Here is a 24,577-nt window from a genome sequence, read left to right as displayed (position 1 = left end):
CGGACTACGTGGTCGCAGCGCCTCCGCGCGCGTCCTTCGGAAGGACGGTCTTATAGACGATCGCCGAGGCCACGTCCCGCACCTTGACGTTGGTGCTCATCGACATGTTGCTCAGCAGCGTGAATGCTTCGTCGGCGTCGCAGCGGTGCTCGGCCATCAGGATTCCCTTGGCCTGGTCGATCACTGCCCGCGATGTCAGCGCCTCGCGCAACTGCTCGGCCTCGCGCTGGGTGGCCCGGTGCAGCGACGCATGGGCAGTGGCAGTGGCCGCGGCCTCCGCGAACCGACGCGCGTCCTCCTGGCTGTTGTTGCCCACGGCGCCGCTGCGGATGTAGTCGATCGCCCGCACCAGGTCCGAACGGAGTTCGGTCACGTCCTCGACGTGGTGCAGGATACCGACCAGTTCGCCGCGGCGGTTGAAGACCGGACCGTTGGAAATGCTCCAGTACCGTTCCTGGAATTCGGGCGAGCCCGGCCCGGTCTGGATGTCGTAACGCTGGACCCACATGCTATCGCTGCGGCCGGTCTCCAGCACGCGGACGAACGACGCCGCGACATTGCGGTTGCCGTCGTCCTGGGCGTCGTTTGGTGCGCCCGGGAAATGCCGAAGGAGTTCCGTTCCGAGCAGGGCCTCCCGGGACTTGTGGGAAATCCGCAGATACGCATGGTTCACCTCGCACACCACGAGGTCCGTGTCCAGCAACACCTGCGGGGTGTCCATCGCTTGGAACACGTCCGAAATAGATGCGTCCTCGAGGATGTCCTCGGACCCGGCGCGGGTCAGTTCCCCGCCCACCGGCGCACCGCCGTCGATACCGCTCATTGTCTCCGTCCTGGCCAGTCATTGCGCCAGGGCAAGTCCAGTACCTCAGGAAGGCGACGCCACGGCGAAGGACCTAGCGTCTTAAGCCCCTGATTGCTAAATATCCTAATAGACCCGCGGAGCTTTCCTGAATTTTGCCTGAATGCGCCGCCAAACTGGTCAGGGTCGCGCCCATCCCGTGTCGCGGTTGAACCGCGCCACGAGCATGCCGCTGCCGGTGGACGCCGAGTCGTCCGGGTCCTCGAACAGCCGCGCCTCCGCGGTTCGGCTTCGGCTGAGGATCTGCTCGGCTTCGGTCTTGGCTCCCTCCAGGTTCGCGCCGGGGACGCTGGCGCGCACCGGCATCCCTTGGCCCGTTCCCGACGGCGCCCGGACCGGCAACGGGTCGCCCGCGTGGGCGTCCCCGGGCGGCAGCGCGAAGCCGTCCTCCTTGGCGGTGGCCTCCGTGTATTCGAGATAGAACCCCATCGACTCCCTTTCCTCGTTCCTGGCCTATCACCCTGCCTGGAACCTAGCCCGCCCGCCGCCGGCTGCGATAGGTACCTTCGGCGCTTTTCCTCCGCGATTTCCGGGCCGGCCTCCGCGCCTGCTAGACAGAATGCTATGCAGGATCTGTTCAGCTCCGCCGTGCCGTTGCTCGCAATTCTCGTCGCCGTCGCGGCCGGACTTATCCTGTCCTGGCTGATCCGGAAACTGGTGCTGCGGCTCAACCGGCGCGTGACCGCGCTGCGCGACACTTCGCGGATCGCGCGGGTGCCGCTGCGCCTGACACTGTGCCTCGTGGCCGTGCGGATCGCCCTCATCGCCACAACCAACGATTCGCCGTGGAGGCAGACCGCGGACCACGCCCTGCTGCTGGCGCTGATCGCCTCCATCGGCTGGCTCGCCGTCGCCGTCCTGCTCATCGTCGAGGCGCTCATGCTCGCGCACTACAGCGTGGACATGGCGGACAACCGGAGGGCGCGGCGGCTGCGGACACAGACGATCATGGCCCGTCGGATCGGGGTCGCACTCATCGTCGTGCTGGCCCTTGGTAGCGCCCTTTTGACCTTCCCGGCAGTGCGGGCGCTGGGCGCCGGGCTGCTCGCCTCGGCCGGCGTCATCTCGATCGTTGCCGGTCTGGCAGCCCAGACCTCGCTCGTCAACGTCTTCGCCGGCCTCCAGCTCGCCTTCACCGACGCCATCCGCGTGGACGACGTCGTCGTCGTGCAGAAGGAGTGGGGCCGGATCGAAGAGATCACCCTGACCTACGTGGTGGTGCACATCTGGGACGACCGCCGGCTCATCCTGCCGTCGACGTTCTTCACCACCACCCCGTTCGAGAACTGGACGCGACGCCAGTCGGCTGTGATGGGCACCGTCGAATTCGATCTGGACTGGCGCGCCCCAATCGAAGACATGCGGGACGAACTCCGGGCGGTTCTGGACTCCACCGAACTGTGGGACAAGCGGGTGGGGATTTTGCAGGTGACGGACGCAACCGGCGGATACGTCCGGGTCCGGATTTTGGTCAGCGCGGCGGACAGCGGCTCACTGTTCGACCTGCGCTGCCTGATCCGGGAATCCCTCGTCACCTGCCTGCAGACCGAGCACCCCGAGGCCCTTCCGCACACGCGGTGGGAGCGCGTGCCTCCGCCCGCGCAGTCTGTTCCGGCCGGCGAGGACCAGGCCCTTCCCGGCTCCGCGGCACGGCGGGTGGCCCGGCGCCCCGCGGACCCGCACGAATCGCAGCTGTTCACCGGCTCGGTGGAGGCGGTTGAGCGGTCGAAGGCGTTCACCGGACCAGGCGAAGCGGTTTTCGAGGAGCGGGACCGGAACCTGGCCCGGGAGAAGGACGGCTCCGGGGACTGACGCGGACCGCCGTTGCTGCACCGGCGGGTAGTGCGCCGCGGCGGCGGCAGGTGCAGAATATGGCCAAGGTTCCCGCGGGGAGATCTCCGGGGCCAGCCGGAGGCCGGGGCCAGTCTGGAGGCACGTCCAATGTCGCACGTGAAGCCCGCACCTTGCTGCAGTATCGCTCCCCCGGACATCCTTGCCCGGCTCGCCGCCGAAGGAACCCCCGAGCAACGCGCCGCCGCCATCCGCGCCCTCGGACCGTCGTCGGCCTTCCGAGCCCAACGTGCCCTCATTGGACGGCTCGGCCGTGAGCTCAACCTCGGGGCTGCACAGCTGGGCGGCCTGGCACTTGCCACCGGGCGCAAACTCACTGCCTACGACAACCAACGCCAGGGGCGGTATTTCCTGCCCGGAGTCAAGGTCCGCGGCACGGATGACCCGCCCGCGGCCGACGAGGCCGCCAACCAGGCCTTCGACGGCAGCGGCACCACCTACGACTTCTACCGGACGGTGCTCGGCCGCAACTCCGTCGACGACGCCGGCATGGAGCTGGTCTCCTCGGTGCACTACGGCGTCGGCTACGACAACGCCTTCTGGAACGGCGTGCAGATGGTCTACGGCGACGGCAGCGGCACGATCTTCCGCACCGGTGCGCTGACGAAGGCGATCGACGTCATCGGCCATGAACTCACCCACGGCGTCACTCAGTACACGGCCGGGCTCGTCTACAGCAAGCAGCCAGGGGCGCTGAACGAGTCCTTCTCCGACGTCTTCGGCTCGCTGGTGAAGCAGTACAGCCTCAACCAGACCGCCGACGAGGCCGACTGGCTCATCGGCGAAGGCACCCTCGTGCCCGAACTCGGCGGCGCGCTGCGCTCCATGAGCAATCCAGGCACCGCCTATCCCGGGGACAGCCAGCCCGCACATATGAAGGACTACAAGGACCTTCCTGACGACAACGACCCGAAGAACGACAGCGGCGGCGTCCACATCAATTCGGGCATTCCGAACCGCGCCTTCTACCTGGCGGCGTTGGCGCTGGGCGGCCATGCCTGGGATGTGGCCGGCAAGATCTGGTACAAGGCGCTGACGCAGCATCTGAAGCCGGACACCCAGTTCGCCGAGGCAGCGCAGATGACCGTGGACGTCGCGCAGGACATCAGCGCGAAAGCACGCAAGGCGGTCAAGGCCGCGTGGAAGGAAGTAGGGGTGCTGTGAAGCTCATTGTCCGGCGCGGCGGCGGCCTGGCCGGGATGGTCAGGCGCACCGATCTCGACGCGGCGGTGCTGGCCGAGGAGCCGGCGCGGGACTTCGCAGTCATGGTGGAACGCGCGCAACTGCGGGGCGCGGGGCCGGCGGGCGCGGAGCCGACAGCCGGGTCAGCTGCGGGCGGGCGCTGGCCGGATGCGCTCAGTTACGAGGTTCAGCTCGACGACGACGACGGCGCCAGCCACAGCCACTCCTACACGGATCCGACCCTCCCTCCCGATGTGGCGCGCCTGCTCCAGTGGCTGGACGGGCGGCCGGAGCGGACCGACTCGGTGGAACGCTAACGCTGTAGTGCCGGTGCATCGCGGACGGTGAGGGAGTAACGTGGCACGGACCAACCGATCGACCAAGGATCCGGACAACGGGCTGAGTGTGAAGAAGGTGACGGCATGAGCGTCGGAGACAAGTTCGAAGCCATGGGAGACAAGCTCAAGGGCAAGGCCGAAGAGGCTGTCGGCAAGCTCACGGATGACAAGTCCAAGATTGCCGAAGGCAAGGCCAATCAGTTCAAAGGCAGCGCGGAGGACAAGGTCGCCGACATCAAGGCGCACTTGAACGACACAGCCGCAGAGAACCAGGTGGATGACACCGAGGGCGGCGGCCGCCAGGTCTGATCCCCGGAGCAGATTCCGCGGCCAGCAGATCCCGTCTCGGCTAGGTCCGGGGCGGGATCTGCTGCAGTGACCAGGTGTTGCCGTCAGGGTCACTGAAGTAGACGAACATTCCCCACGGCTGAACGTCGATGTCGCTTGCTTCCACCCCGTTGTCGAGCAGATGACGTTGGGCCGCAGCCGCGTCCTCCACCACCATTTGGAGGCCGCGTTGCGTTCCTGGCTTCATGTCGGTGATCCCGGTGCCGATCACGATGGAACAGGCCGATCCCGGCGGTGTGAGCTGCACGAACCGGAGTTCTTCATTGACCTGGTAGTCGTGATCGTCGGTGAAACCTATTTGGTTCACATAGAAGGATTTTGCCCGGTCCACATCCGTCACGGGCACAGGAACAAGCTCGAGCTTCCACTCCATGCGCTCAATCTAGCCGCGATCAGATCGGGCGGAAAGGGCCAGAGGGCGTGAAGCCGGTTCCGCCTTGCCACAGATGGCATATCCGTTTCGAAAACCTCTGATAATCCTCTGATCTTCGCCGTCCAGCAGACGGCCCGGCTGTGCCCGCGGGCGTTCGATGCCCGGGTGTCAGATCCGGAAGTCAGATCCGGAAGTAGGTGTTGCGTCCGGGGGTTTGGGTGGGGTCGAGTTCCGGTGGCGGTGTCCACCAGGGGATGCCGTCGCGGAGGCTGATGCGCCAGCGTTCCTTGTGGAGCAAGTGGTGGTGGTAGGCGCAGGCCAGGGCCGCGTTGTTGATCCCGGTGGGGCCGCCGCGGGACCACCACTGGACGTGGTGGGCTTCGCACCAGGCGGCCGGGACGGTGCAGCCGGGGGCGGTGCACCCGCCGTCCCTGGCAACCAAGGCTTTGCGCTGGTGCGGCGCGAACGCCCGCGCGGACCGTCCGACGTCCAGGACCTGGCCCTGGCCGCCGAGCACGACGGGCAGCACCTCCGCGTCACAGGCGATCCGGCGGGCGCTGCGGGCGGTGACGGGGCCGGTGAACACGCACCTCCCCGCACCCCCGCCTGTCCCGCCGTCGTTTCTGCCGTCCCCGTGTGCCTGGTGATTGGTGGTGAGGTCGTTGAGCAGGTCCTGGTAGCCGATGGTGACCATGACCTGCGGGCGCAGGCCCCCGGTGGCGGGCAGACCCCCGGCGGCCAGCGCCGCCTGGCAGCCGGCGACCAGCCCGTCGAGGAGCTGCTGGGCCCGGGACCGGCGGTCAAACACCCCCGGCACACCCGCACCCGCAGGGTCGTCGTTTCCGCCGCTGCCGCCTTCGACGCCACGTTGTGCCGCTTCGCCGGTGGTGGTTCTGGGGTTGGTGGCGGTGTGGATGACGGTGGTGATCTGTTCGTACTGCTCGTCGGTGGCGAAGATCTCCAGGTGGTGCAGGCCGCGGTGCCGGCGGCGCAGGAACAACCCCTGCCGGTGCCGCAGCTCCTCCTCGGAGGGTTCGGGGCCGTCCTGGTCGATCGCCGCGACCCAGCGTTGGGCGGTGCGGACCAGGAAGTCCTGGTCGTTGAGGGCGGCGGTGGCGGTCAGGTCCTGTTCCATCCGTGCGGCGGTCTCGGGCGGGCAGAGCCCGCGGACGTGGTCCAGGGCGTGGGTGATGGTTCCGGCGGCCTTGCCGGAGACGGTGCCGGCGGCCAGTTCCGCGCCGAGGTGTTCGTGCACCGGCGGGACCGGTTCCCCGGTCAGGCCCGTGCGGGGCAGCAGGACCGCGGCCTGGGCCAGCCGGCGGCGCGCTTCGGCGATACTAATCCGCAGCCGGGCGCGCAGGAACTCCGCGGCTGAACGGTACTCCTCGAACACGGCCGCCTCCGGGGCCGTCTCCGGGGGCTGGTCCGCGGGCTGCACCAGCGCCCCTGCAGTGCGGGCTTGGCGGTGGGCGCGTTCCACGGCCCGGGCCGCGGCCAACTGGAGGTACTCGACCGTGCGGGAGAGTTCCTCCACCGCCGCAGCGAGCACCACTGCCTCCCCGGCGCCCAGCAGCTCCGCGGCCGCGGACGCGTCCCCGGCAGCGGCCCGCAGCCAGGCCGCCGCCGCAGCCACCTCCGCGCACACACCTGCCCCCGGACCGCCAGCCACGCCCACGCTCGGGCCCGCGTCACCGGCCGGCCCCGGAACGGAACCGGGAACCGGGGTGGTAGGCGGCGGAACGGTAATGACCTCCATGGCCTCACTCTTCCACCTGGCTCTGACAATTCCGGCGCACCGTCCGGCCCCGGGCGCCGGGCAGACCGACGTCCGCCCCGAACCCGGCGCTTGCGCGGCTTGCTTAGGGTGGAGGGAACAATGGTGAACTCTGCAGGAGGCGAAAATGGCCCACAAGTTTTCAGTGGGCGACAAGGTGCGGTGGAACTCCGAAGCGGGCGTGATCGAGGGCCACGTCACCAAGGTCCATACCAAAGACGTCGAATTCCGGGGCCGCACGCGGCACTGCAGCGAGGACGATCCGCAGTACGAGGTCGAGAGCGACAAGACGGGCCACTTGGCGATGCACAAGGAAGGCGCGCTCACCCGCAAATAGCACTTCTCAGCAGGCTGCCTTAACGCTGTCTCCGTCAGCGAGCAGGCGGCCGAGCTTGCCGAAGGACGAACTCCATCCCTCGACGGCACCGTCCCAGTTCGGAGTGCCGACGAGCATCCGGTGGTCCACCGTCATGAGCGTCCCTCCGTCGACGTCGCGGAACATGATTCTCAGGACAGACTCGAAGGGGACCAGCTCGGAGGGTTGTTCCATCAACTCGATCAGCCGGGGTTTCTTGATGCGCGTGAACCGGCTGTGGCTCGTGAATTCGCCGCAGCCGTCCTTCAGCACCATGGTGGCCTTCCAGGCTCCGCCAACCCAAGGCTCGATTTGGATGGAGGCCCGCGGGGTATCCACCGCCTCCGGGCCCCACCAGCGCGCGAGCTGGTCCGGGTCGGTCCAGGCGTCAAAGACGGCGTGGCTGGGTGCGTCGAGGCGCCAACTGAGGGTGAGAGTGTCGCCGTCGACAAGGACTACGCTGTCTGCCTTCTGCGATTCAACGGACATTGGGGGTCTCCCTGATGCGCTGGGATGGTGGGCCCGGGATGCGGGATACCGCCGAATGTACTCCCGGGGCGCCGTTGTCAATAGGTAGGCGCGCGGCCCGTTGGACCCTTGACGGCACTTTCCGCCGGGGCGTAAACCGGACCGGTCACCTCTAAGCTCCGCGCCAAAGAAGGCGGCCCTGGCCGCCCCCGAACCGATCGGCGGACCGGTGCCCGGCACGGTGACTTTCTCCCCTAACCGCGCCATTGGGAACGCCCTAGCGTGGAAGCAGAACAAGCCCTCCTCCCCAGCCTGGAGTTGCCGCCATGAAGTCAACAAAGTCGAGCATCACCTTGGGTGTGGTCCTGATCGCGGCGGGCGTGCTGCTCCTGCTCGATGTCCTCGGCGTCGTCAACGGGGCCTCGCTGATCTGGCCGGTCATCTTCGGCGCTGCCGGAGTCTCCTTCCTCGCCCTGTTCTTCCGCAGCCGCGACAACTGGTGGGCAGCCATCCCCGGCTTCGTCTTCGCCGGCCTGGCCGTGGTCACCGCTTGGGGCATCCTGCTGCCGACGTCGGCGCAAGGGTGGGGCGGTTCACTCTTCTTCCTCTTCCTCGGCGGCGGCTTCATGGCGGTGTACCTGCGTGAGCGGGGAAACTGGTGGGCACTGATTCCGGCCGGCGTCCTCTGGACGCTCGCCGTGGTCACGGCAATCCCCGCCGAGTCCGGCGGCATGGTGGTGCCAGCAGTCCTGTTCCTGGGTATCGCCGCCACCTTCGCTGCACTGACCGCGGTGCCGGTGCGCACCGGGAAAGGTCCGGACGGGCACATCATCACGCACATGAAATGGCCGCTGTTCCCGGCCGTCATCCTTGGCGTGATGGGACTGCTGTTCGCCGTGCAGGCAACCGCGCTGCTGAGCGGTCTGAACCTGGTGGTCCCGGTGGTGCTGGTGCTCGGCGGCGCCTACCTCGTGGTGTTCTCCCTGCGAAACCGGCGTCCGGGCGAGATCCATAAAGCGCATCGCGGCGGCCATCTGCCGCTTGACGGCCACACCGGGTAGGCCGCCGAATTCGGTCGCTTGCCCGCGAAATCCGGGCGGAATCCGAGCGATGTCCAAGGGGTGGACGGGACTTGAATGTGACATCGACCATGCATAAGTGACACCATTTTGTCAGTGAGTACCAAACAAGCAACACCTCTTAGCGCCGCTCCGGCCCCCGAAAGAACCTTCCTGGGGCAGCCCCGGATGCTGGCAAATCTGTTCAGTGTTGAGCTGTGGGAGCGCTTTTCTTACTACGGGATGCAGGGCATCCTCCTGATCTACATGTACTACGCGGCCACCGAAGGCGGCCTCGGCATCAGCAAGGGAATCGCGGCGGGGATCGTCGGCGCCTACGGCGGCGGGGTGTACCTTTCCACGATTCTCGGGGCGTGGGTCGCGGACCGGTTGCTCGGGTCCGAGCGCGTGCTGTTCTACAGCGCCGTGCTGATCATGGCCGGGCATGTGTCCCTGGCCCTGATCCCCGGCGTGGCCGGCCTGGGCGTCGGCCTGGTCCTGATCGCCGTCGGCAGCGGCGGCCTCAAGGCGAACGCGACGTCGCTGGTCGGCACCCTCTACGCGGAGGGCGACGAGCGGCGCGACGCGGGATTCTCCATCTTCTATATGGGCATCAACATCGGCGCGCTGATCGGGCCGCTGCTGACCGGCCTGCTGCAGACCACCCTCGGATTCCACTTCGGGTTCGGGCTGGCTGCTGTCGGCATGGCCATCGGCCTCACCCAGTACGCGCTGACGCGCAAGAACCTGCCCGAGGCCTCGCACCGGATCGAGAACCCGCTGCCGAAGGAGCAGTACCGGAAGTGGGCCGGGATCGCCGTCGCCGCCGTCGTGCTGATCGCGGCGGCCGTTGCGACCGGGCTGATCAACCCCGGCAACCTGGCGACTGTCGTCGTAGGCCTGACGATCATCGCTGCCGTGGCCTACTTCGCCGTCATCCTCAGCAGCAAGAAGATCACCGCCGTCGAACGCCGCCGCGTGTACGCGTTCATCCCGCTGTTCATTGCGAGCGCCGCGTTCTGGAGCCTGTACCAGCAGCAGTTCACCGTTGTGACGATCTACTCGGACGAGCGCCTGAACCGCAGCCTCTTCGGCTGGGAGATGCCCGTCTCCTGGGTCCAGTCGATCAACCCGGTCTTCATCATCCTGCTTGCCGGCGTCTTCGCGGCCATGTGGACCAAGCTGGGCAAGCGCCAGCCGTCGACGCCGATGAAGTTCACCCTCGCGCTGGTGATCATGGGCGCCGCGTTCCTGATGTTCCTGCCGATGGCCGGCACGGGCAAGAACGCCACTCCGGTGCTGTGGCTGACGCTCATCCTGCTGGTCTTCACCGTCGCGGAACTGCTGCTCTCCCCCGTGGGGCTGTCGCTGGCGACCAAGCTGGCCCCGCAGGTGTTCCGGACCCAGATGGTGGCCCTGTTCTTCCTCTCGGTGGCGCTCGGCTCGGCCATGTCCGGTGTGCTGGCGGACTCCTACTCGCCCAGCACCGAGGGCGCGTACTTCGGCATGATCGGCGGCGCGTCGATCGTGCTCGGCGTCCTGCTGTTCTTCGCCACCAAGCCCATCCGCAAGTTGATGAGCGGCGTCCACTAGGACCCGCACCGCCTCCCCGACCCCGGGGCGCCCTCCCGCCCGGGAGGTGAAACCAGCCAAAAGGGCCCCTTCGCGCGCGAAGGGGCCCTTTCACCTCCCGGAAGGGAGAGCAGCGGCTGATTCCTCCGGTAGCGATCACGGCCGTCCGCGCGGCCCGCACCGACCTACCATGAATGTGGGCGCCTTATCTTGGCGGCGCCCGTGAAGGAGCAGGAACACAGTGGGAACGCGCAGCAGGGCCTTGGTGCTCGGAGGCGGCGGCTACACCGGCATTGCCTGGGAAACCGGCCTGATCTTCGGCCTGACCGAGCTCGGCATCCCGCTTGGTGACGCCGAATTGATGGTCGGCACGTCCGCCGGCTCGGCGGTGTCTGCGCAGCTGCGCATGGGCACCCCGATTGAAGAGCTGTTCGACGCCGAACAGCGCGGCCCCTCCGTCAAGCTGGACGCCGCGTTTGGCGCCCGTTACCTGACCGCCGTCTACGGCGCTCACCTCATGCCCGGGCCGGACCATTCCATCGCGCGGCGCATCGGGAAGGCCGCCCTGCGCGCAGTCACCATGACCGAGGAGGAGCGCCGGAGCGCCTTTGCGGCCCACGCCTCCATCACAGACTGGCCGCAGGAGCCTTTGCTCATTCCCGCGTTCGACGCTGTCTCCGGCCAGCGGCGCGTGTTCGACAGGACCAGCGGGGTGCACCTGATCGACGCCGTCGCCGCCAGTTGCGCCGTGCCCACAGTCCTGCCGCCCATGACCATTGCGGGGGAACGCTATATCGACGGCGGTGCCCTGTCCTCCATCAACGCGGACCTGGCCGCCGGGCACGACGCGGTGCTCGTCCTGGCACCCACGACGTTCGCCCTCAAGCGGAAATGGAAGGCCGAAGCCCAGGTGGCGGCGCTGGGCGGCGGGGTCCGCTCCGTCGTTGTCTCGCCGGACAGGGAAGCACGGCAGGCACTGGGCCGGAACTCCCTCGATGCCAACCGCACGGCCGCGTCCGCCGAGGCCGGACGCCGGCAGGCCCGAACGGTCGCCGACGCCGTCGCGCACCTCTGGTCCTGACCGCGCACCACGCGCCGCGAACCATGCGCTCCGGGGAACGCTTCGGAATAGAAATGCTAAGCATGCTGTTCAACCCGGTATGACGACCGAACATGAAGACACTCGGAAGACTCCCGCAACCATTGATCTGAAGGACCTCGGGACGGTGCACCGTCTCGGGTTCGGCGCGATGCGCATCGTCGGTGACGGCGTGTGGGGCGAGCCGGCGGACCGCAAGGCCGCCGTCGACGTCGTCCGCAGGGCCGTGGAGCTGGGCGTGGACTTCATCGACACTGCTGATTCGTACGGCCCGAACATCAGCGAAGAGATCATCGCCGAAGCCCTCCACCCTTACCCCGAAGGCGTCCGGATCGCCACGAAGGTCGGGTTCACCCGCACCGGCCCGAACCAGTGGGTGCCGGTCGGCCGCGCCGAATACCTGCGCCAGCAGACCGAGCTGAGCCTGCGCAAGCTCAAGGTTGACGCCCTGGACCTGCTGCAGCTGCACCGGATCGATCCCAAGGTCGACGCCGAGGAGCAGTTCGGCGTGCTGAGCGACCTGCAGCGAGAAGGCAAGGTCAAGGCGCTGGGCCTCTCCGAAGTGAGCGTGGACCAGCTGAAGGCCGCGGAGCAGTTCTTCACCGTCTCCACAGTGCAGAACCGCTACAACCTGACGGACCGCAAGTCCGAGGACGTGCTGGACTACGCCACGGAAAACGGCATCGGGTTCATTCCGTGGGCCCCGATCTCCGCCGGCGACCTGGCCAAGCCGGGCGGTCCGCTCGATGAAGCCGCGAAGCGGCTGGGTGCGACGACGTCGCAGGTTGCCCTCGTGTGGCTGCTGCGTCGCTCCCCCGTGATGATGCCGATTCCCGGCACCGGCTCCGTCAAGCACCTTGAGGAGAACATGGGCGCCGCCGGCCTGGTCATCGACGACGCCACCTTCACCGAACTCGAAAACGCGCGCTGAGCGCGTCCCTGCAGCTTTCCCAACCCCCAATTTCAAGGAGTAATCCCATGGCAAACATCCTGATGGTCCTCTCGGCCGCCGATTCCCTCACCATGCGCGACGGTAGCGAGCACCCCACCGGCTACTGGGCCGAGGAACTCGTCGAATCGCACCGCACCCTGCTCGAGGCCGGGCACACGGTCTCCATCGCGACGCCCGGCGGCCGCAAGCCCACGGTGGACCAGGTCAGCCTCGCGCCCGAGTCGGCCGGGAGCCAGGAGAAGGCGGACAGGTTCCGCGCCTACATCGACTCCATTGACGCCGAGCTGTCCTCACCCTTGGTGCTCGCTGAGGCGAAGGCAACAGACTACGACGCCGTCGTCATGCCCGGCGGCCACGGGCCCATGGCCGACCTTTTCCAGGACGCGGACCTCGGCCGCCTGCTGGTCGAGACGGACCAGGCCGGCAAGATCGTTGCCCCGTTCTGCCACGGTCCGGCAGCGCTACTCAGCGCGAAGGACGGATCCGGCGCGTTTGCCTTCGCCGGCCGCCGGCTCACCGTGTTCAGCGACGATGAGGAACTCGGCGGGGGCACCGGCCCGAACACTCCTTGGTTCGTCGAGGATGTGCTGCGGGAGAAGGGCGCCGTCATCGAGAACGGTGCCGCGTGGACCAGCAACGTCGTCCGCGACCGCAACCTGATCAGCGGCCAGAACCCGCAGTCCAGCGAGGCCGTGGCCAAGGAAGTCATCAAGGCCCTGGCGGAGTAGTCTCCAGCCGGCCGCGCCGGCCCGCGGGCTCGTAGCGCTTCGTGGCCTGCGCGGCCGCAAGCTGCCGGCGCAGGTCGGCCAGGCGCGGCTGCCGGCCGGTGGCGCCGGCGGCACGGGCCTGGACCAGAAGGTTTCCCAGGGCCGTGGCCTCGACGGGTCCGGCGACGACGGGCAGCCCGGTGGCCTCGGCGGTGAGGCGGCAGAGCAGTTCGTTCTGCGATCCGCCACCCACGATGTGCACGACGTTCACCGGGTGCCCGGAAAGCCGGACGGCGTCCCCCAGCGTGCGGGCGTAGCCCTCGGCGAGGCTGTCGAGGATGCAGCGCACGACGGCGGCCGGCTCGCCCGGCAGCTGCCCGCCATGCCCGCGGACGGCCGCGCGGATCCTGTCCGGCATGGTGCCAGGCGGGATGAAGACGGGGTCGTCCGCATTGATCCGCGGGCCGCCGGGCGGCAGGGCGGCGGCCTCGTCGAGCAGCCGGTCCAGGTGCAGGCTGAGACCCTCGTGGGCCCACGCGCGCAGCGACTCCTGCAACAGCCACAGCCCGCCGACGTTGCGCAGGTACCGGATGGTCCCGTCCACACCGCGTTCGTTGGTGAAGTTCGCCGCCCGGCTCGCCTCGGTGAGCACCGGGTGGCCGAGCTCTACCCCCACCAGGGACCACGTGCCTGAGGAAATGTAGGCGAACCCCGGCTCGGTGGCAGGAACCGCGACCACGGCCGAGGCCGTGTCATGCGACCCGACCGCCACCACCGTGGTCCCGGCATCGAGGCCGGTGCGTTCGGCGACCTCCGGGAGCAGTGCTCCGAGGGTTTCTCCGGGCTGGATGAGTGGCGGGAAGAGCTTTTTGGGCAGTCCGAGGGGGCCGAAGAATTCAGTGGCCCACTCGCCCGCAACGGCGTCAACCAGTCCCGTGGTGGAGGCGTTGGTGGCCTCGGTGCGCCGCTGGCCGGTCAGCCGGAAGGCGATCAAGTCCGGGATGAGCAGCGCCTGCTTGCCGGAGAGGTCCTTTTCACAGGCGAGCTGATAGATCGTGTTGAACTGCAGGAACTGGATCCCCGTGGCGGCATACAGCCGCGCCGGGTCCAGCCTGGCGTGCACGCCGGCGACGGCGGCACGGCTGCGCTCGTCGCGGTAGCTGAACGGGACGGCGGTCAGTTTCCCGGCTTCGTCGACCAGACCGTAGTCGACCGCCCAGGTGTCGACCCCGATGCTGACGATGTGCTCGCCGGCCGCCGTGGCATGCTCGCCTGCGGCCCGCAGGCCGGTCAGGATCTCCTCCATCAGGGCCTCGAAGTCCCAGCGCAGCGCGCCGTCGATCCGGCTGACTCCGTTAGGGAACCGGTGCACAATGTCCACCTCGATGTTGCCCCCGCGCAGCCGGCCGAGGATGACGCGCCCCGAGGAGGCCCCGACATCGACGGCGGCGAACACGCCCCCGTCCGCAGCGGCGCCGGTCATCGCAGGAAGGCGGCTGCGACGCCGGCATCGACCGGGACGTGCAGGCCCGTGGTGTGCGACAGTTCCGCCGACGTCAACACCGCGGCCGCGTTCGCCACCGTCTCCGGCAGGACCTCGCGCTTGAGCAGGGTGCGCTGCGCGTAGTACTCACCCAGCTTCTCCTCCTCGACGCCGTAGACCGCCGCCCGCTTGGCGCCCCAGCCTCCGGCGAAGATGCCCGAGCCGCGCACCACGCCGTCCGGGTTGATGCCGTTGACCCGCACCCCGTACTCGCCCAGTTCGGCAGCGAGGAGCCGCACCTGGTGCGCCTGGTCCGCTTTGGTTGCCGAGTAGGCGATGTTGTTGGGCCCGGCGAACACGGAGTTCTTCGAGGAGATGTAGATGATGTCCCCGCCCATCTCCTGCGCGATCATCACCTTCGCGGCCGCTTTGGAGACCAGGAAGGAGCCCTTGGCCATCACGTCGTGCTGCAGGTCCCAGTCCTTTTCGGTGGTCTCCAGCAGCGGCTTGGAGATGGACAGGCCGGCGTTGTTCACCACCAGGTCGAGGCCGCCGAAGGCCAGCACCGCGGCGTCGACCGCGGCCTGCACCTGCTCCTCGCGGGTCACGTCCGCCTGGATGCCGACGGCGGTGTCCGGGCCCCCGAGGTCCGCCGCGACCTGCTGTGCGTTCTCGAGGTTCAGGTCCGCGATCACGACGCAGGCCCCCTCGGCGGCCAGCCGGGTGGCGATAGCCTTGCCGATGCCGGAGGCAGCCCCGGTGACCAGCGCCACGCGGGTGGCGTGCGACTTGGGCCTGGGCAGCCGGGCCAGCTTGGCTTCCTCCAGCGCCCAGTACTCGATCCGGAACTTCTCGGCTTCTTCGATCGGCTCGTAGCGGGAGATCGCCTCTGCCCCGCGCATCACGTTGATCGCGTTCAGGTAGAACTCCCCGGCGACGCGGGCTGTCTGCTTGTTGGTTCCGTAGGAGAACATGCCCACTCCCGGGACCAGCACGATCGCCGGGTCCGCCCCGCGCATCGCCGGGGAATCCGCGTCCGCGTGCCGCCGGTAGTAGCCGGCGTAGTCCTCGCGGTAGGCGGCGTGCAGTTCCTTCAGCCGGGCAACGGATTCCTCCAGGGACGCCGACGCCGGCAGGTCCAGCACCAGAGGCTTGACCTTGGTGCGCAGGAAGTGGTCCGGGCAGCTCGTACCCAACGCAGCCAGGCGTGGATGCTCCGCGGATTCGAGGAACTCCAGCACTGCCGGAGCATCGGTGAAGTGGCTGACCTGGGCTTTGTCCGTGGAAGCAAGCCCGCGGATCACGGGGGCCAGCGCTGCAGCCTTCGCGCGCCGCTCGGCTTCCGGCAGCGCGCCGAAGCCCGGCAGTTTCGCACCGAACGGTTCGGGCCTTCCGTGCTGGGCGATGTACTGCTCGGCGGTCTCGATGATCCAGCGCGAATTCGCCTCCGCTTCGTCGCTGGTGGCGCCCCAGGCGGTGATGCCGTGGCCACCCAGGATGGTGCCGACGGCGTCGGGGTTGGCAGCCTTGATGGCAGCGATGTCGAGGCCGAGCTGGAATCCGGGTCGGCGCCACGGCACCCACACCACCTTGCCGCCGAAGATCTCCTTCGTCAGCGCCTCGCCATCGGCCGCCGTCGCCACCGCGATGCCCGAGTCCGGGTGCAGATGGTCCACATGCGCGGCGTCGACCAGCCCGTGCATCGCGGTGTCGATCGACGGCGCGGCCCCGCCCTTGCCGTGCAGGGTGTAGTCGAAGGCCGCAACCATCTCGTCCTCGCGCTCGACGCCAGGGTAGACGTTCTGCAGGGCACGGAGCCTGTCCAGCCGCAGCACGGCCAGGCCCTCCTCCCCCAGAGTGCCGAGATCCCCGCCGGAGCCCTTCACCCAGAGCAGCTCCACGTCCTCGCCGGTGACAGGGTCCGTAGCGGTGCACTTGGCCGAGGTATTGCCGCCGGCGTAATTGGTGTTGCGCTTGTCCGCGCCGAGCCGGTTGGAACGGGCCAGCAGCTCCTGGACTGTCGTGTTCGTCATCGCCCCTACGCTCCCCAACCGGCCTGGGCCCCGCCGACGCGTTCTTCGTTGATCTGCTTCTGGTAACCGCTGGCCTTGTAGGCGGCCATCGGATCCGCCGGCAGGCCACGCGACTCGCGCCAGTCAGCCAGAGCCGGGCGCACGTCGGTGTAGAACGCGTCGGAGAAGATGCCGTTCGCGGCCAGGACATCCCCGGCGCGCTGGGCCTCTGCCAGCGCCTCCGTGTCCACCAGCAGGGCCCGGGCCGTCATCTCCTGCACGTTGAGCACCGAGCGGATCTGGCCCGGGATCTTCTCCTCGAGGTTGTGGCACTGGTCCAGCATCAGGGCGACGCCGGAGTCCTTGCCGAAGCCGCCGCCCCGGATCACCTCATACAGGATCCGGAACAGCTGGTACGGGTCCGCTGCCCCGACGATCAGGTCGTCGTCCGCGTAGAAGCGGGAGTTGAAGTCGAAGGAGCCGAGCTTCCCGAGCCGCAGCAGCTGCGCGACGATGAACTCGATGTTCGTGCCGGGGGCATGGTGGCCGGTATCAAGGCAAACCATGGCCTTGTCCCCCAGCGCCAGCGTCTGCGCGTAGGAGGTGCCCCAGTCCGGGACGTCGGTGTGGTAGAAGGCCGGTTCGAAGAACTTGTACTCGAGCACCAGCCGCTGGTCTTCGCCCAGACGGTCGTAGATCTGCCGGAGCGAGTCCGCCAGCCGGTCCTGCCGGCGCCGGATGTCGTCCTGTCCCGGGTAGTTGGTGCCGTCCGCGAGCCAGATCTTCAGGTCCCGCGACCCGGCGGCGTCCATGATGTCGATGCATTCGAGGTGATGGTCGATCGCCTTCTGCCGCACGGCGTCGTCCGAATGCGTGAGGCTGCCGAACTTGTAGATCTCGTCCTGGAAGGTGTTCGAGTTGATCGTGCCAAGCCCGACGCCGAGGCCCGCCGCGTACTCACGCAGCGCGGCGTAGTCCTCGACCTTGTCCCAAGGGATGTGCAGGGCCACAGTCGGGGCCAGGCCTGTCAGTTCGTGGACCTTGGCCGCGTCCTGCAGCTTCTCCCGTACCGTGCGCGGGGTTCCGGGCGTGCCGAAGACCTTGAACCGGGTCCCGGAGTTGCCATATGCCCAGGACGGGACCTCGATAGCCAGCTCGGAGAGCCGGCTCAGGGCGGTGGCCATTTCGGTCATGGATTGCTCCTTCGGTGCGGCGCGATGAGGGCGGCCGGCGGATGCACGACGCGGGTGCAGACACCCGGTCGACTTGTTGAATCGTTTCACTGTGACGTTTCAACGATATCCTTGCAGAAATGGGGCGTCAAGGCTTTGAGCGCCAGACGGGAAGGGGTCAGGATGAACGGACAATCGGTGAGCGTGAAGGACGTGGCCCAGCGGGCCAACGTCGCCGTCGGGACCGTCTCCAACGTGCTCAACCATCCCGAACGCGTGGCCGAGGAGAAACGGAAGCGTGTGCTCGCCGCGATCCGGGAACTCGGCTTCGTGCGCAATGACGCCGCCCGGCAACTCAGGGCCGGGCGCAGCCGGACCATCGGCCTGATCGTGCTCGACGTCGGCAACCCGTTCTTCACCTCGGTCGCCCGCGCGGCCGAGGACGCGGCCGCCGAAACGGGCAGCGCCGTCGTCCTCGGCAACAGCGGGCAGGACGAAGACCGCGAAAGTCATTACATCGATTTGTTCGAAGAACAGCGCGTGCAGGGCCTGCTCATTTCCCCCGTGGGCGATGTCAGCGACCGCGTCATGGCGCTGCGCGACCGCGGTGTGCCGGCCGTACTGGTGGACCGGATTGCCGATCCGACCCTGTTCAGCTCCGTATCCGTGGATGACACCGTCGGAGGTTACCTTGCGGCTCGGCACCTGCTGGAGCTGGGCCGGCGACGGCTGGCCTTCATTGGCGGCCCGGACAGCATCAGACAGGTGCATGACCGGAGGTTGGGCGCGGAGCGAGCGGTCGCGGAGACCCCGGGCGCGGGCATGGAAGTCTTCGAAGAGAAGGAGCTGACCGTGCTCGCTGGGCGCGCTGCGGGTGACCGGCTGGCGGCCCGCAGCAAGGCAGAGCGGCCGGACGGCATCTTCTGCGCCAACGACCTGCTGGCACTGGGAGTCATGCAGTCACTGACGATGCTCCGCGACCTCAGGATCCCGGATGATGTGGCCCTCATCGGCTACGACGACATCGATTTCGCCTCCTCGGCCGTTGTCCCGCTCTCCTCCATCCGGCAGCCCACGCGCCTGTTGGGCCAAACCGCCGTCGAGCTCCTGGCCGAGGAAATCAGCCACCCCGACAAGCACCGGCAGGTCGTCTACGAACCCGAACTGGTCGCACGGGCTAGCACCGTCGGCGCTTAAGAGCATCCGACGCAAGACCGGCACGCTGAACTGCGGGCCGCGAGACTGAATCGTTACAGGGGGGTATTGACGCCCAACCCATGCTCCTCTACCTTGAGTTGAAGCGTTTCAATGCGATCCGAAACCCGCGGAGGCACAACGCTAAATACGAGGAGGTATTTCATGTTTGCTCGACGGACGGCATCCCGCATTGCTGCCATCATCGGAGGCACAGCAATGCTGGCTGCAACCCTGGCCGCCTGTGGCTCTGCAAGCGGGTCCGGATCAACGACGATTTCGCTGCTTGCAGGCGGCAATGACCCCGTCAACACAAAATTCGCGAACGATCTGGCCACCGCCTTCCAGAAGGAAAACCCGTCGATCACCGTGAAGGTTGAGACGCGACCCGGCGGCACGGACGGCGACAACCTCATCAAGACGCGGCTTTCCACCGGCGAAATGAACGACGTCTTTCTGTACAACTCCGGTTCCCTTTTCCAGGCGCTCCACCCGGACAGCCAGCTCCAGCCCCTCACGGACGAGCCCTGGGCCAAAGATCTTACCGACGACTTCAAGAAGACCGTCAGCACGGACAAGGGCCTGTACGGCGCTCCGTGGGGAACCACGTTTGACGGCGGCATCATGTACAACAAGAAGGTCTACGCGAAGCTCGGGCTGTCGGTGCCGAAGACGTGGGACGAATTCATCAGCAACAGCGAGAAGATCAAGGCGGCCGGGATCACCCCGGTGATCCAGTCCTACGGTGACACCTGGACCTCGCAGCTGTTCGTCCTCGCCGATTTCGCCAACATCAGCGCCCAGAATCCGAACTGGGCGAGTGACTACACGAACAACAAAGCGAAGTATTCGAACCCGCCTGCCCTGGCCGGTTTCACTCACACGCGGGAAATCTTCGACAAGGGCCTCATGAACAAGGACTATGCTTCCTTGACCAACGTGAACGCGCTGAAGATGCTCGCGACCGGCAAGGGTGCGCAGTACCCCATGATCACCTCCGTGATCGGCAACGTTGTGCAGAGCAACCCCGACCAGGTGAACGACATCGGCTACTTCGCGATGCCGGCCGACTCGGGCGACCCCCACGCGACCGTCTGGGCGGCATTCGGCGCCTACATTCCGAAGTCCACGACGGATGACAAGCTCGCGGCCGCGAAGAAGCTGGTTGCCTTCATCAACTCCGCCAAGGGCTGCGACATCCAGAACAGCGTGGGCACTCCGGCCGGCCCGTTCGCGACCAGTGCCTGCAAGGTCCCGGACAGCGCCCCGGCCCTGGTCAAGGACGAACTCAAGTACCAGGACGCGAAGAAAACAGGCCTCGCGCTGGAGTTCCTCTCGCCGATCAAGGGCCCGAACCTGGAGAAGATCCTCATCCAGGTCGGCTCGGGCATCTCCACCGACAAGGAGGGGGCGGCACTCTACGACCAGGACGTGAAGGCGCAAGCCCAGCAACTCGGCATCAAGGGCTGGTAGGTCCGCCGGACAAACCCATCGGACGCCTGGCGTCCGAGCGCGGGGCCGGCTGCCCGGTCGGCCCCGCGCCTGCACCACAGCACTGAACTCAATGAGGAGTAAACATGTCGACTGCTAATGCCGCGACCGCAAGACGAGCGGCCGACATCGTCGCCCAAGAGCCGGCCGCGAGGAAACGGAGACCGATCAAGTCGTTCTATCCGACCTGGTTCTTCCTTCCAGCGATCGTGTTGTATGTCGTCTTCTTCGTCATTCCCTCGTTCTCGTCGTTCTACTTCTCCCTGACTCGCTGGTCACTGTTCGACGCGCAGTTCATCGGGTTTGAGAACTTCGTGCAGTTCTTCAGGGACCCTCAGCTCTACACGAGCTTCATCCACACCTTGATCTATGCGGCCCTTACCTCAGGTTCCAAGGTCATCCTCGGCTTCTTCCTCGCGCTGCTGCTCACCAGCCCGATCCTCGGCCGCGGGTACCTCCGCGCCGTCATATTTTTCCCTGTGCTGCTCTCCACGATCGGTGTCGGGATCATGTTCAAGTCTTTGCTCGATCCGTTCCACGGCATGGTGAATGCAGTTCTCGGCTTCTTCGGGCTGCCTCAACCGGGCTGGTTCACCGATCCCAACCTCGCCCTCTATACGATCGCGGGAGTTGATATTTGGAAGGGCGTCGGCATCGCGACCCTCATCTTCATGGCCGGCATTGTCGCGATCCCCAACGAGTACTTCGAGGCGGCGCGGATCGACGGGGCCAGCTCGTGGAAAACGATTCGACTGATTACGATCCCTCTCTCCAAAGGGGCGACGGCGACCGTCATCATTCTCTCCCTGATCGGTGGCCTCCGATCGTTTGACATCATCTGGGCCACCACCGGTGGCGGTCCCGGCTTCACCAGCGACGTGCTCGCCTCCGTGATCTACAAGCAGTACCAGGCCGGCTTTTACGGCCTCTCCACCGCCGGCAACGTGGTGCTCTTCCTGCTGGTCACGGTGATCATGGTGCCCCTCTCCTATTTCCTCAACCGAAAGCCGGTGGAACTGTGACGCCCAAACGCACCAGGGTTTGGATTGTCGGCGTTGTCGCAATCGTCGTGTCCTTCGTCGTCTTCCTCGTCCCGTTTGCCTTCGTCCTGCTGCAAGCCGCCAAGACCCCGGCCGAGGCCTCGAACCTCGCCTTCTCCTGGCCCACGGACTGGCAGTTCTTTCCAAACCTGTTGGAAACCCTGAAATCGAATGACGGCGTGCTGTGGCGGGCAATCCTGAACAGCTCGATCCTGACAATCGTTTCGGTGGCGCTGATGGTGGTCGTCTCGGCAATGGCCGGGTACGTTCTCGCGCGCAAGAAAAGCAAATGGGGTCCGCTCGTCAACTTCTTCGTCCTCGCCGGCCTCATCGTTCCGCCCGCAGTGGTCCCCACCATCTGGGTGCTTAAGGGTCTGAAGCTCTTCGGAACCATGCCAGGGATGATCCTGATCGAGGCAACCTTCGGACTCTCCTTCTGTATCCTGTTGTTCCGCGCGTTCGTCGGCAACATCCCGCGCGAACTCGACGAAGCAGCCGTGCTCGACGGCGCCGGACCTGTCCGCCTTTTTCTCCGGGTCGTGCTGCCGCTCCTGCGCCCCGTGGTGGTGACGGTGATCGTGGTGCAGTCCGTCTTCGTCTTCAACGATTTCGCTGGCCCGCTCTACTTCCTCCCCGGAAACCACAACGTGACTGTGCAGCTCGCGCTCTACACCTTTTCCGGCCAGAACCTGAGCTTCTACAACCTCCTGTTCATGGCGATTTTCCTCATCACCATCCCGCCCCTCCTCGCTTACATCTTCTTCAACAGGCAGATCGTCGCCGGCATGACCAGCGGCGCTGTCAAAGGCTGATACCCCGTGACCCGGAACGAATCCATTGGAGATATATCTATGAACTGGCAAGCCCGCATGATCACCGCCGCCGAGGACTTCAACGGAGCACCCCTGCTGCGGCGTGAATTTGTCCTCGAAGAAGGCCACGGCGCCGTCGCACGCGCCACGCTGACACTCACCGCGCTCGGTGTCGTCGAAGCGTGGCTGAACGGACGCCCGGTGTCCGAGGATCTGTTGACGCCGGGATGGAGCAGCTACGAGTGGCGGCTCCGGTACGCTACCTATGACGTCACCCAGCTCGTGGATAACACCAGCGTCCTGGGATTGGCGCTCGGAAACGGCTGGTTCCGCGGCCGTCTGACCTGGATGGGGGGCTCCGGATTTTACGGCGACAAACTCGGCGCGTTCGCCCAGCTGGAGGTGACATTCGAAGACGGCACGACCCAGGTCGTCGGCACGGATGATACGTGGAGCTCAGGACCGAGCGCTGTGCTCGCGAACGACCTCTACGACGGCGAGACCATCGACGGGCGCCTTGTGGACGATTCGTGGAAGCAACCCGCTTTTGCCGGCGAGGGCTGGAAGGGCGTAGAGCCGCTCGATTTCGACGCAGCCAGGCTCACGCCGTATGTCGGTCCGGCCGTGAAGCGCTGGGCGGAGCTGCCCGTCAAAGAAATCACCACGTCGCCCTCGGGGAAGACGTTGGTGGACTTTGGCCAGAATCTCGTCGGCTGGATCAAGATCCGTGCGCACGGGCCCGCGGGGACGGAGATAACCGTCCGGCATGCGGAGGTTCTCGAAGGCGGCGAGCTCGGCACCCGGCCGCTTCGAAGCGCTCTCGCCACCGACAAATTCATCCTGAGCGGCGGCGAGGATGTGTTCGAACCGACCTTCACCTTCCATGGATTCCGCTATGCGGAAATCACCGGCTGGCCGGGCGAGCTGGTACCGGACAGCCTCACTGCTGTCGCCGTCGGCTCCGACCTCAAGCGGATCGGCACGTTCCGCACATCGGACCCCACGCTCAACCAGTTCCACGAGAACGTGGTGTGGGGAATGCGGGGCAACTTCGTCGATGTGCCCACGGACTGCCCCCAACGTGACGAGCGCCTTGGCTGGACGGGTGATATCGCGGCCTTCGCGCCGACCGCAGCCTTTCTCTATGACGTGGACGCGTTCCTCAGTGACTGGCTTATCGACCTGGCACTTGAGCAAGAGCACCACGACGGCATCGTCGGCTTCGTCATTCCCGACGTGCTGAAGTACCTCGACAAGCCGACGACCTTCGGCCCGGTGGAGTCCACGGCAATCTGGAGCGATGCGTCGGTGTGGGTCCCCTGGGCTCTCTACCAGGCGTACGGCGACGAGGACGTGCTGCGCAGGCAATTCGATTCGATGGCCTCCCATGTCCGACGCGTGAGGTCGCTGCTGTCGCCCTCCGGCGTATGGGACGGGAACTTTCAGTTCGGAGACTGGCTCGACCCCGACGCGCCGCCGGAAGACCCGGCGAAGGCCAAGGCGGACAAGGGCGTCGTTGCGACCGCATGCGCCTACCGCAGCGCAAAACTCGTGGCTGCAACGTCAGCGCTGCTCGGTCTGACTGCTGAGCAAGCGGAATTCGAACAACTTGCCTCCGACCTGCGCTCCGCGTTCAACACGAACTATGTGCGCGACGGCGTAGTGCACAGCGACTGCGCCACCGTCTATGCGCTGGCGATCGTGTTCGAACTGCTCGATGCAGCCGACGAAAAAGCCGCCGGCGAGCGGCTCGCCGAACTATCTGCGGCGGCGGGCTATCGCATCTCGACCGGCTTCGCGGGTACGCCGTTCATCACCGACGCGCTCACCAAGACCGGTCACGTTGAAGACGCCTACCGGCTGCTTCTGGAGCGCGAATGCCCATCGTGGTTGTACCCGGTAACGATGGGGGCGACGACGGTATGGGAGCGCTGGGATTCGATGCTTCCGGACGGAACCATCAACCCGGGCGAGATGACATCGTTCAACCACTATGCCCTCGGCGCGGTGGCTGATTGGATGCACCGGGTCGTAGGCGGAATTTCGCCCCTCACCCCCGGTTACGCCTCTGTGTTGATCGCGCCGCTGCCCGGCGGCGGTCTCACCGAGGCGGAGACGGCCCTCGAAACCCCGCACGGACGCATTGCCGTGCGGTGGGAGCTCGAGGGAGATCAGCTAACGGTCGAGGCTGACGTCCCCTCCGGGATCACTGGCATCCTTCGTTTGCCCGGTCAGGACGACCGTCCGCTCTCGGCCGGCCACCTGACCGAGAAAGTGACCATCGTCCCGGCGGTCACCGCGCCCCAGCGCTGAACCTCAGTACTGGTAAGAAGGAGGGCCCCCCGCCCAGTGGAGCTGTCCGGCTCACCTACTGTGCGCCCGGGGCCCTCCTTCCGTCAAACTCCTCACGGCGAGCCCAGGGACCCGGGGACCC

General features: G+C 66.8%; 23 protein-coding genes. 15 read left to right on the top strand and 8 right to left on the bottom strand.

Going from position 1 to position 24,577, the window contains the following annotated elements; all coding sequences use genetic code 11:
* Window positions 1–4: 4 nt before the first annotated feature.
* Both KIH31_RS06715 and KIH31_RS06710 read right to left on the bottom strand, forming a co-directional pair.
* A complete protein-coding gene (locus KIH31_RS06715; RefSeq protein WP_214426335.1) occupies window positions 5–823 on the bottom strand; it encodes an ANTAR domain-containing protein in 819 nt (272 codons plus the stop codon).
* A 159-nt stretch (window positions 824–982) separates the two neighbouring features.
* On the bottom strand, window positions 983–1,291 hold the full coding sequence (locus KIH31_RS06710; protein ID WP_214426334.1) for a hypothetical protein: 309 nt from the start codon (window positions 1,289–1,291) through the stop codon (window positions 983–985).
* Between the two features lie 135 nt (window positions 1,292–1,426).
* Between KIH31_RS06710 and KIH31_RS06705 the strand changes: the two genes are divergently transcribed.
* The 4 genes from KIH31_RS06705 (at window position 1,427) to KIH31_RS06690 (ending at window position 4,542) form a co-directional block, all read left to right on the top strand.
* Entirely contained in the window at window positions 1,427–2,674 is a 1,248-nt protein-coding gene (locus tag KIH31_RS06705) for a mechanosensitive ion channel family protein (protein ID WP_214426333.1), read from the top strand.
* Between the two features lie 129 nt (window positions 2,675–2,803).
* Window positions 2,804–3,877, top strand: coding sequence for a M4 family metallopeptidase (locus KIH31_RS06700; RefSeq protein ID WP_214426332.1), 1,074 nt, complete (start codon window positions 2,804–2,806; stop codon window positions 3,875–3,877).
* Complete coding sequence (locus tag KIH31_RS06695) at window positions 3,874–4,212, top strand: protealysin inhibitor emfourin (RefSeq protein ID WP_214426331.1); 339 nt, start codon at window positions 3,874–3,876, stop codon at window positions 4,210–4,212. Before KIH31_RS06700 ends, KIH31_RS06695 begins: the two co-directional genes overlap by 4 nt.
* A gap of 105 nt (window positions 4,213–4,317) precedes the next feature.
* Complete coding sequence (locus tag KIH31_RS06690) at window positions 4,318–4,542, top strand: CsbD family protein (protein WP_214426330.1); 225 nt, start codon at window positions 4,318–4,320, stop codon at window positions 4,540–4,542.
* Between the two features lie 40 nt (window positions 4,543–4,582).
* On the opposite strand, the gene KIH31_RS06685 is transcribed toward KIH31_RS06690, so the two are convergent.
* Both KIH31_RS06685 and KIH31_RS06680 read right to left on the bottom strand, forming a co-directional pair.
* The gene (locus KIH31_RS06685) at window positions 4,583–4,954 is read right to left on the bottom strand and encodes a VOC family protein (protein ID WP_214426329.1); all 372 of its coding nucleotides are present in this window, start codon (window positions 4,952–4,954) and stop codon (window positions 4,583–4,585) included.
* Between the two features lie 181 nt (window positions 4,955–5,135).
* Window positions 5,136–6,710, bottom strand: coding sequence for an HNH endonuclease signature motif containing protein (locus tag KIH31_RS06680; RefSeq protein WP_214426328.1), 1,575 nt, complete (start codon window positions 6,708–6,710; stop codon window positions 5,136–5,138).
* Between the two features lie 145 nt (window positions 6,711–6,855).
* Here KIH31_RS06680 and KIH31_RS06675 point away from each other — a divergent pair, with 145 nt between their 5' ends.
* Window positions 6,856–7,065, top strand: a complete 210-nt coding sequence (locus KIH31_RS06675; RefSeq protein WP_214426327.1) for a DUF2945 domain-containing protein — start codon at window positions 6,856–6,858, stop codon at window positions 7,063–7,065.
* Between the two features lie 6 nt (window positions 7,066–7,071).
* On the opposite strand, the gene KIH31_RS06670 is transcribed toward KIH31_RS06675, so the two are convergent.
* Entirely contained in the window at window positions 7,072–7,572 is a 501-nt protein-coding gene (locus KIH31_RS06670) for an SRPBCC domain-containing protein (protein WP_214426326.1), read from the bottom strand.
* A gap of 305 nt (window positions 7,573–7,877) precedes the next feature.
* Here KIH31_RS06670 and KIH31_RS06665 point away from each other — a divergent pair, with 305 nt between their 5' ends.
* The 5 genes from KIH31_RS06665 (at window position 7,878) to KIH31_RS06645 (ending at window position 12,960) form a co-directional block, all read left to right on the top strand.
* Window positions 7,878–8,612: a hypothetical protein gene (locus tag KIH31_RS06665; RefSeq protein WP_214426325.1), complete on the top strand. Its 735-nt coding sequence runs from the start codon at window positions 7,878–7,880 to the stop codon at window positions 8,610–8,612.
* A gap of 105 nt (window positions 8,613–8,717) precedes the next feature.
* Window positions 8,718–10,202: a peptide MFS transporter gene (locus KIH31_RS06660; protein ID WP_374224865.1), complete on the top strand. Its 1,485-nt coding sequence runs from the start codon at window positions 8,718–8,720 to the stop codon at window positions 10,200–10,202.
* A gap of 220 nt (window positions 10,203–10,422) precedes the next feature.
* Window positions 10,423–11,262, top strand: a complete 840-nt coding sequence (locus KIH31_RS06655) for a patatin-like phospholipase family protein (RefSeq protein WP_214426324.1) — start codon at window positions 10,423–10,425, stop codon at window positions 11,260–11,262.
* Between the two features lie 79 nt (window positions 11,263–11,341).
* Window positions 11,342–12,211 carry an aldo/keto reductase gene (locus tag KIH31_RS06650; RefSeq protein ID WP_214426323.1) on the top strand — a complete coding sequence of 290 codons (870 nt, stop codon included), beginning with the start codon at window positions 11,342–11,344 and terminating at the stop codon, window positions 12,209–12,211.
* Between the two features lie 47 nt (window positions 12,212–12,258).
* Window positions 12,259–12,960: a type 1 glutamine amidotransferase domain-containing protein gene (locus KIH31_RS06645; protein WP_214426322.1), complete on the top strand. Its 702-nt coding sequence runs from the start codon at window positions 12,259–12,261 to the stop codon at window positions 12,958–12,960.
* Here KIH31_RS06645 and KIH31_RS06640 read toward each other — a convergent pair.
* Genes KIH31_RS06640 through rhaI form a run of 3 tightly spaced genes read right to left on the bottom strand, consistent with a single transcriptional unit; the run spans window position 12,941 to window position 17,627 of the window.
* Complete coding sequence (locus tag KIH31_RS06640) at window positions 12,941–14,422, bottom strand: rhamnulokinase family protein (RefSeq protein ID WP_214426321.1); 1,482 nt, start codon at window positions 14,420–14,422, stop codon at window positions 12,941–12,943. The genes KIH31_RS06645 and KIH31_RS06640 overlap by 20 nt on opposite strands.
* Entirely contained in the window at window positions 14,419–16,455 is a 2,037-nt protein-coding gene (locus KIH31_RS06635; RefSeq protein WP_214426320.1) for a bifunctional aldolase/short-chain dehydrogenase, read from the bottom strand. Before KIH31_RS06635 ends, KIH31_RS06640 begins: the two co-directional genes overlap by 4 nt.
* Before the next feature lie 5 nt (window positions 16,456–16,460).
* Window positions 16,461–17,627: an L-rhamnose isomerase gene (gene rhaI, locus KIH31_RS06630; protein WP_214426319.1), complete on the bottom strand. Its 1,167-nt coding sequence runs from the start codon at window positions 17,625–17,627 to the stop codon at window positions 16,461–16,463.
* Window positions 17,628–17,789: 162 nt separating this feature from the next.
* Between rhaI and KIH31_RS06625 the strand changes: the two genes are divergently transcribed.
* The 5 genes from KIH31_RS06625 (at window position 17,790) to KIH31_RS06605 (ending at window position 24,456) form a co-directional block, all read left to right on the top strand.
* Window positions 17,790–18,803: a LacI family DNA-binding transcriptional regulator gene (locus KIH31_RS06625; protein ID WP_214426318.1), complete on the top strand. Its 1,014-nt coding sequence runs from the start codon at window positions 17,790–17,792 to the stop codon at window positions 18,801–18,803.
* Window positions 18,804–19,019: 216 nt separating this feature from the next.
* On the top strand, window positions 19,020–20,273 hold the full coding sequence (locus KIH31_RS06620; RefSeq protein WP_250545643.1) for an ABC transporter substrate-binding protein: 1,254 nt from the start codon (window positions 19,020–19,022) through the stop codon (window positions 20,271–20,273).
* A gap of 104 nt (window positions 20,274–20,377) precedes the next feature.
* Window positions 20,378–21,313 (top strand): carbohydrate ABC transporter permease, encoded by a 936-nt coding sequence (locus KIH31_RS06615; protein WP_214426316.1) that lies wholly within the window; start codon window positions 20,378–20,380, stop codon window positions 21,311–21,313.
* A complete protein-coding gene (locus tag KIH31_RS06610) occupies window positions 21,310–22,143 on the top strand; it encodes a carbohydrate ABC transporter permease (protein WP_214426315.1) in 834 nt (277 codons plus the stop codon). Before KIH31_RS06615 ends, KIH31_RS06610 begins: the two co-directional genes overlap by 4 nt.
* 39 nt (window positions 22,144–22,182) lie before the next feature.
* Complete coding sequence (locus tag KIH31_RS06605; RefSeq protein ID WP_250545642.1) at window positions 22,183–24,456, top strand: alpha-L-rhamnosidase; 2,274 nt, start codon at window positions 22,183–22,185, stop codon at window positions 24,454–24,456.
* The last annotated feature ends 121 nt before the right edge of the window (window positions 24,457–24,577 follow it).

Origin of the sequence: Paenarthrobacter sp. DKR-5, from assembly GCF_018531425.1 — a bacterium.
GTDB lineage: Bacteria > Actinomycetota > Actinomycetes > Actinomycetales > Micrococcaceae > DKR-5.
The sequence above is the reverse complement of the archived record's forward strand: the minus strand, read 5'-3'. Positions and strand labels throughout refer to the sequence as shown.